Below are 4,881 nucleotides of genomic sequence, written 5' to 3'. Positions count from 1 at the left end.
GGCGCGGGGTCGTTCGGCTCGCGCAGGACGCACGCGGTGCCGCCCGGCGTGTACATCGACACGACACAACGGTTGCACGACGTGCAGCCCGACTGCGCGAGCCGGCCGTCGCGCAGTCCGTTGACGAAATCCGGCTCGAACACGAGCGCGCGGGCGAGCGCGACCGCATCGAACCCTTCGCGCATCGCCAGTTCGACGTTCCCGCGCGAACGCACGCCGCCGAGGTAAGCGAGCGGCATCCGGACGGACGCGCGCACCTTCCTCGAGTGCTCGAGGAAATACATCTCGCGAAACGCGCCCATCTTCGGCTCGGTGAGTTTCTGCAGCGCCATCGCCGCGCGCACGATCGCGTTGTCGGCGTTCGCGCGCGCGTCGCCGGGCAACGGGCTGCCGAACAGCTGCCACACTGATTCGACGTTCATCCCGCCGCTGAGCACGAGCAGGTGCGCGCCTTCGGCTTCGAGCCGCCGCGCGATCCCGCATGCGTCGTCGGCGGTTCCGCCGCCGCGCACGCCTTCGGTCACGCCGATCTTGCAGACGACGGCGAGATCGCGGCCCACCGCGTCGAGCACGCGGCGCAGCACCTCGGCCGGGAAAGCAGCGCGCCGTGCCGCGTCGCCGCCGTACGCATCGCGGCGGCGGTTGTACAGCGGCGACAGGAACTGGCTGAGCAGATAGCCGTGCCCCATGTGGATCTCGACCGCATCGAAGCCGGCGTCGCGCGCATGGCGTGCGGCCTGCGCGAATTCGTCGGCGACCGCGGACATCTGGTCGCGCGTCATCGCCTGCTTCAAAAAGCGGCCGCTCATCACGCCAACCTTGTTGAAACCGCCCGATGCGCTCAACGGCCGTCGGGTCGACAGCGACGGCAGGAACGTGAAGCAGCCGCCGTGCGTGATCTGCGCGGAGGCGGCGGCGCCGTGGCGATGGACGGCGTCGGTCAGCGCGCGGAACTGGCGGACCGTCGGCACGTCGAGCCGTGCCTGGTCGACGAACGTGCGTCCGTCGTCGCTGATCGCGCAGTACGCGACGGTCGTCAGCGCGGCGCCGCCTTCGGCAATGCGTTCGTGAAAACGGACGAGCGCGCGCGACGGCACGCCGTTCGGCGTCATGCCCTCGTTGGTGGCTGACTTGATCAGGCGGTTGCGCAGCGTCAGCGGGCCGATCTGCAGCGGGCTGAACGCGGTCGTGAGGTCGGCGGATTCCATGAGGGGGCGGGGGCGGGATTGGGCACGGCGACCATTGTGCGGCGGTGGCGCAGGCGCGCATCGTCCGGGTGGACGAGCCCGGCACAACCCGTTCCGGGCGCGCCCCGATTCAGTACATCGAAGCGCGCCACCGGACGCCAAAGCCCGCCCCGAACCCGACCGACCGCCGTCGATCCGTCACGCGAGATCGCCCGCCCGGAGCTTGCGGACCTGCCGCCGCATCCCGTCGAAGATCGCATCCGCCACGTCCACCGGAAATTCCGCCGGGATCTGCGCCGCGGCTTCCTCGATCGCGGGTTCCGTGCGAGCGACGACGGCCGCCATCGCGGCGTGCACGTCGTCTTCGGTCAGGCCGACGCGCCGGCCCTGCGCGACCCAGTGGCGCGGCTGGATCTCGCCGATCACGTAGTGCCGGTTCTTCCCGCACACGGCCATCGCGAGCCGCGCGCGGCGCGGCGGAAGCTGGTTGCGGCGCGTGCCGATGATCGGATGCGCGGACAGCACGTCGTAGAGCGGCGTGCTGCGGTACGTGTTGCCGGGCAGGTGCGCGATGCTGAAGTTCTTCGCATGCCCGTCGATCGCCGCCAGCACCCAGAACACGAGTTGCGCGACGAAGAAATTCATCCGGTCGGGCGCGGCGTCGGCCGAATTGGCGAGGATGCCCATGATCGTGTCGATGCCCGGGCCGCCGTCGGATTCGTATTTCGCGCCCGACGGCGTGCCGGTCGCCTGGCACATGTCCTCCTGCGGCAACCGCAGGATCCACGTGCGGTCGCGCGAAGCACGCCGGTCGAAGCGCTCGACGATCAACGCCTTCTGGTCGTCGAACCGGCCGATGTCGCACGCCGCGACCGGCAAGCCGTACGCGGCGACGAGCTTCGCGCACAGCCATTCGTTTTCGACGGACGTCCGCATGTCGGCCTGCATGTTCCCGACACGCCCGAGCGGCAGCTTGAAGATGTGCGTCGTCGGCGTGCTGCCCGATGGCCGCAGCCAGCGGTTTCCCTGGCGCAGCAATGCCGTCTTTTCCTGCGCGCCGGCAATCGACAGGCGCAGGTCGCCTTCCGGCTCCGCACGGCCGGGCAGCGGCGCGGCGGTCGCGTGTCGCAGCACCTCGGCGACGGCCGTATCGTCGAGCGTCACGCCGTCGATCGTCTCGAGATCGATGGGCGTTTCGCCAGGCGGCAGCATCTGGATCGCGCCGACGCAATCGCGGCCGATCGACGCGAGCAATTCGAACGGCGCCGTCGACCGGAGCCGGTAACGCTGCGCGATGCGGCGGCGGATCGGCTCGCTGTCCGGCAGCAGGTTGTCGAAATAATCGGCGACGATCGCGCCCTGGTGCGGCTGGTTGCCGGGCGTGAAGGGCAGCGACAGCGACAGCGGCCGCCCCTGTGGATCGTCGAGCCAGGCCGGCAGGTAGACGAGACGCTCGACGCCGCGCCGGACTTCCCAGTAGCCCACCGGAATGCCGTTCATCCACAGGTCGAGCCGGTCGTGACGGGCACGCGTGGCCATCGTCACCAGTCTTCCCGCTTCGAAACCCGTGGCTTGCCGGGTGTTGCCGTCGCGGGCTGCTTGCGCGCGGCGCCGGCCGCAGGCCGGGCTGGATTTTTGGCGGCCGTGGTGCCGCGCGCCGCATCCGGCTTGCGTTTGCTCGCGGCGGGTTGGCGGACCGCCGGCGCGGCATCGGCATCGGGCGCAGGATCGGCCGATGCCGCCGAAGCGTCCTGCGTGCCCGGCGCGAGCGTCATGCGCACGCCGAGCGTGTTCAGCACCTTGAAGAGCCGCTCGATGCTGACCGCCGACGGGTTGGCTTCGAGCTGCGCGTAGGATTGCTGCGTGACGCCCAGGCGGGCGGCCAATTGCGCCTGCGTGAGCCCCGCGGATTTCCGGAAGCCGACGAGTATCGGACGCAGCTGGGTCAGGGTCTGGACAGGAAAGGCCATCGGGCGCTCCGCGGAATGACAGGCGATCGTTTGTAATCGGAAAATACAATCTACAGCATGTATTGTCAAAATACAAACCAAAGACTGTACTCAACAAAAACAAACGATAGCCTGTCAAGCGGGCAACCCGCCGACCATTCCGCGGCAACGCGTCACGCCGCCCGCAGCGGGTTCGCATGCGCGCTTGGCGCGCTTTCCGGATCGTCGTCGCCGAGCGGAATGAACGCCATGATCTCCAGGTCGTGTCCCGACAGCGCGGGCAACCGGAACGGGCTCGACAGCACGTTCAGCCGCCGCACGCCGAGCTCGCGCAGGATCTGCGAGCCGATTCCCGTCACGCGTCCGTCGCGGCGCGCATGGCCGGCCGGCATCCGCATCGCGTCGCGGCGCATGTCGCAGTCGAGCAGCACCGCGACCCCGCAGCCGGCCGCGTCGATCCGTTGCAGCGCGGCATGCAGCGGCCACGAATGCGCGGACGGCTCCGCATCGAGCAGGTCGAGCAGCGAATGGCATTCGTGCACGCGCGTCAGCACCGGCGTCGACGGATCGGGCTCGCCGCGCACGAGCGCGAGATGCGGCGCGCCGTGTACGGTGTCGCGATACTCGATTGCACGGAATCGCCCCCAAGGCGTATGCAGCGGCCGCTCGCCGACGCGTTCGACGAGCGATTCGTGTTCGCGCCGGTAATGGATCAGGTCGGCAATGGTGCCGATCTTCAGCCCGTGATGCGCGGCGAACGCCTTCAGCTCGGGCAGCCGCGCCATCGTGCCGTCGTCGTTCATCACCTCGCAGATCACCGATGCGGGCGTGAGCCCCGCGAGCGCCGCGAGATCGCAGCCGGCCTCGGTGTGCCCCGCGCGCACGAGCACGCCGCCCGGGCGCGCGGCGATCGGGAACACGTGGCCCGGCTGGACGAGATCGTCGGGGCGGGCGCCCGCCCGCACCGCCGCGCGAATCGTATGCGCGCGATCGGCCGCCGAAATGCCGGTCGTCACGCCTTCGGCCGCCTCGATGCTGACGGTGAACGCGGTGCCGAACGGCGTACCGTTGTGATCGGCCATCGGCGGCAGGCGCAACTGCTCGCAGCGCTCGGCGGTCAGCGTCAGGCAGATCAGCCCGCGCCCGAAGCGCGCCATGAAATTGATCGCTTCCGGCGTCACGTGATCGGCCGCGATCACGAGATCGCCTTCGTTCTCGCGATCCTCTTCATCGACGAGCAGGACCATCCGCCCCGCACGCAGCTCGTCGACGATCTCCCGCGTGCCGGCGAGGCTCATGGCGCCTCCACCGCGTCGAACGCGCGGCGCAGCGCGCCGGCGCCGAAGGTCAGCACGCGGTCGGCCGCATCGATCGCGCCAAGCATGCTGGCGAAACCGTGAAGCTGGCCCGGCCAGCGCACGACGGTCACCGGCGTGCCGGCCTGTGCGAGACGCAGCGCATACGCTTCGGCCTCGTCGCGCAGCGGATCGAATTCGGCGCTGACGATCGTCGCCGGCGCCGCGCCCGCGACGTCCGGCGCGGCGAGCGGGCTTGCAAGCGGCGACGCGCGATCGGCGCCGTCGTCGAAATAGTGGCGCTTGAACCAGCGCATCATGTCCGCCGTCAGGAAATAGCCGTTGCCGAGCGATTCGTACGACGGATGCTCGGTCGCGCAATCGACGACCGGATACAGCAGCAACTGGTGCGCGATCGCGATGCCCGAGCCGCGCAACTGCAGCGCGGCG

At 69.8% G+C, this 4,881-nt stretch carries 5 protein-coding genes; all 5 read right to left on the bottom strand.

What is annotated here, in order from left to right; genetic code table 11:
- Nucleotides 1-1,208, bottom strand: a 1,208-nt coding sequence (locus ABY44_RS08300; protein WP_431641095.1) for an NADH:flavin oxidoreductase, incomplete at its 3' end; no start/stop codon positions are given.
- A 177-nt stretch (nucleotides 1,209-1,385) separates the two neighbouring features.
- A complete protein-coding gene (locus ABY44_RS08295; RefSeq protein WP_060170921.1) occupies nucleotides 1,386-2,726 on the bottom strand; it encodes a type II toxin-antitoxin system HipA family toxin in 1,341 nt (446 codons plus the stop codon).
- A gap of 2 nt (nucleotides 2,727-2,728) precedes the next feature.
- Nucleotides 2,729-3,157, bottom strand: coding sequence for a helix-turn-helix domain-containing protein (locus tag ABY44_RS08290; protein ID WP_060170919.1), 429 nt, complete (start codon nucleotides 3,155-3,157; stop codon nucleotides 2,729-2,731).
- Nucleotides 3,158-3,309: 152 nt separating this feature from the next.
- Nucleotides 3,310-4,434, bottom strand: coding sequence for a bifunctional 3,4-dihydroxy-2-butanone-4-phosphate synthase/GTP cyclohydrolase II (gene ribBA, locus ABY44_RS08285; protein ID WP_060170917.1), 1,125 nt, complete (start codon nucleotides 4,432-4,434; stop codon nucleotides 3,310-3,312).
- Nucleotides 4,431-4,881: alpha/beta hydrolase fold domain-containing protein (locus ABY44_RS08280; RefSeq protein ID WP_431641093.1), on the bottom strand; the 451-nt coding region annotated here is incomplete at its 5' end. The genes ABY44_RS08280 and ribBA, both read right to left, overlap by 4 nt.

Origin of the sequence: Burkholderia sp. ZZQ-2, from assembly GCF_050768715.1 — a bacterium.
GTDB classification, from domain to species: domain Bacteria; phylum Pseudomonadota; class Gammaproteobacteria; order Burkholderiales; family Burkholderiaceae; genus Burkholderia; species Burkholderia cepacia.
This window is presented reverse-complemented; position numbering and strand designations above follow the sequence as displayed.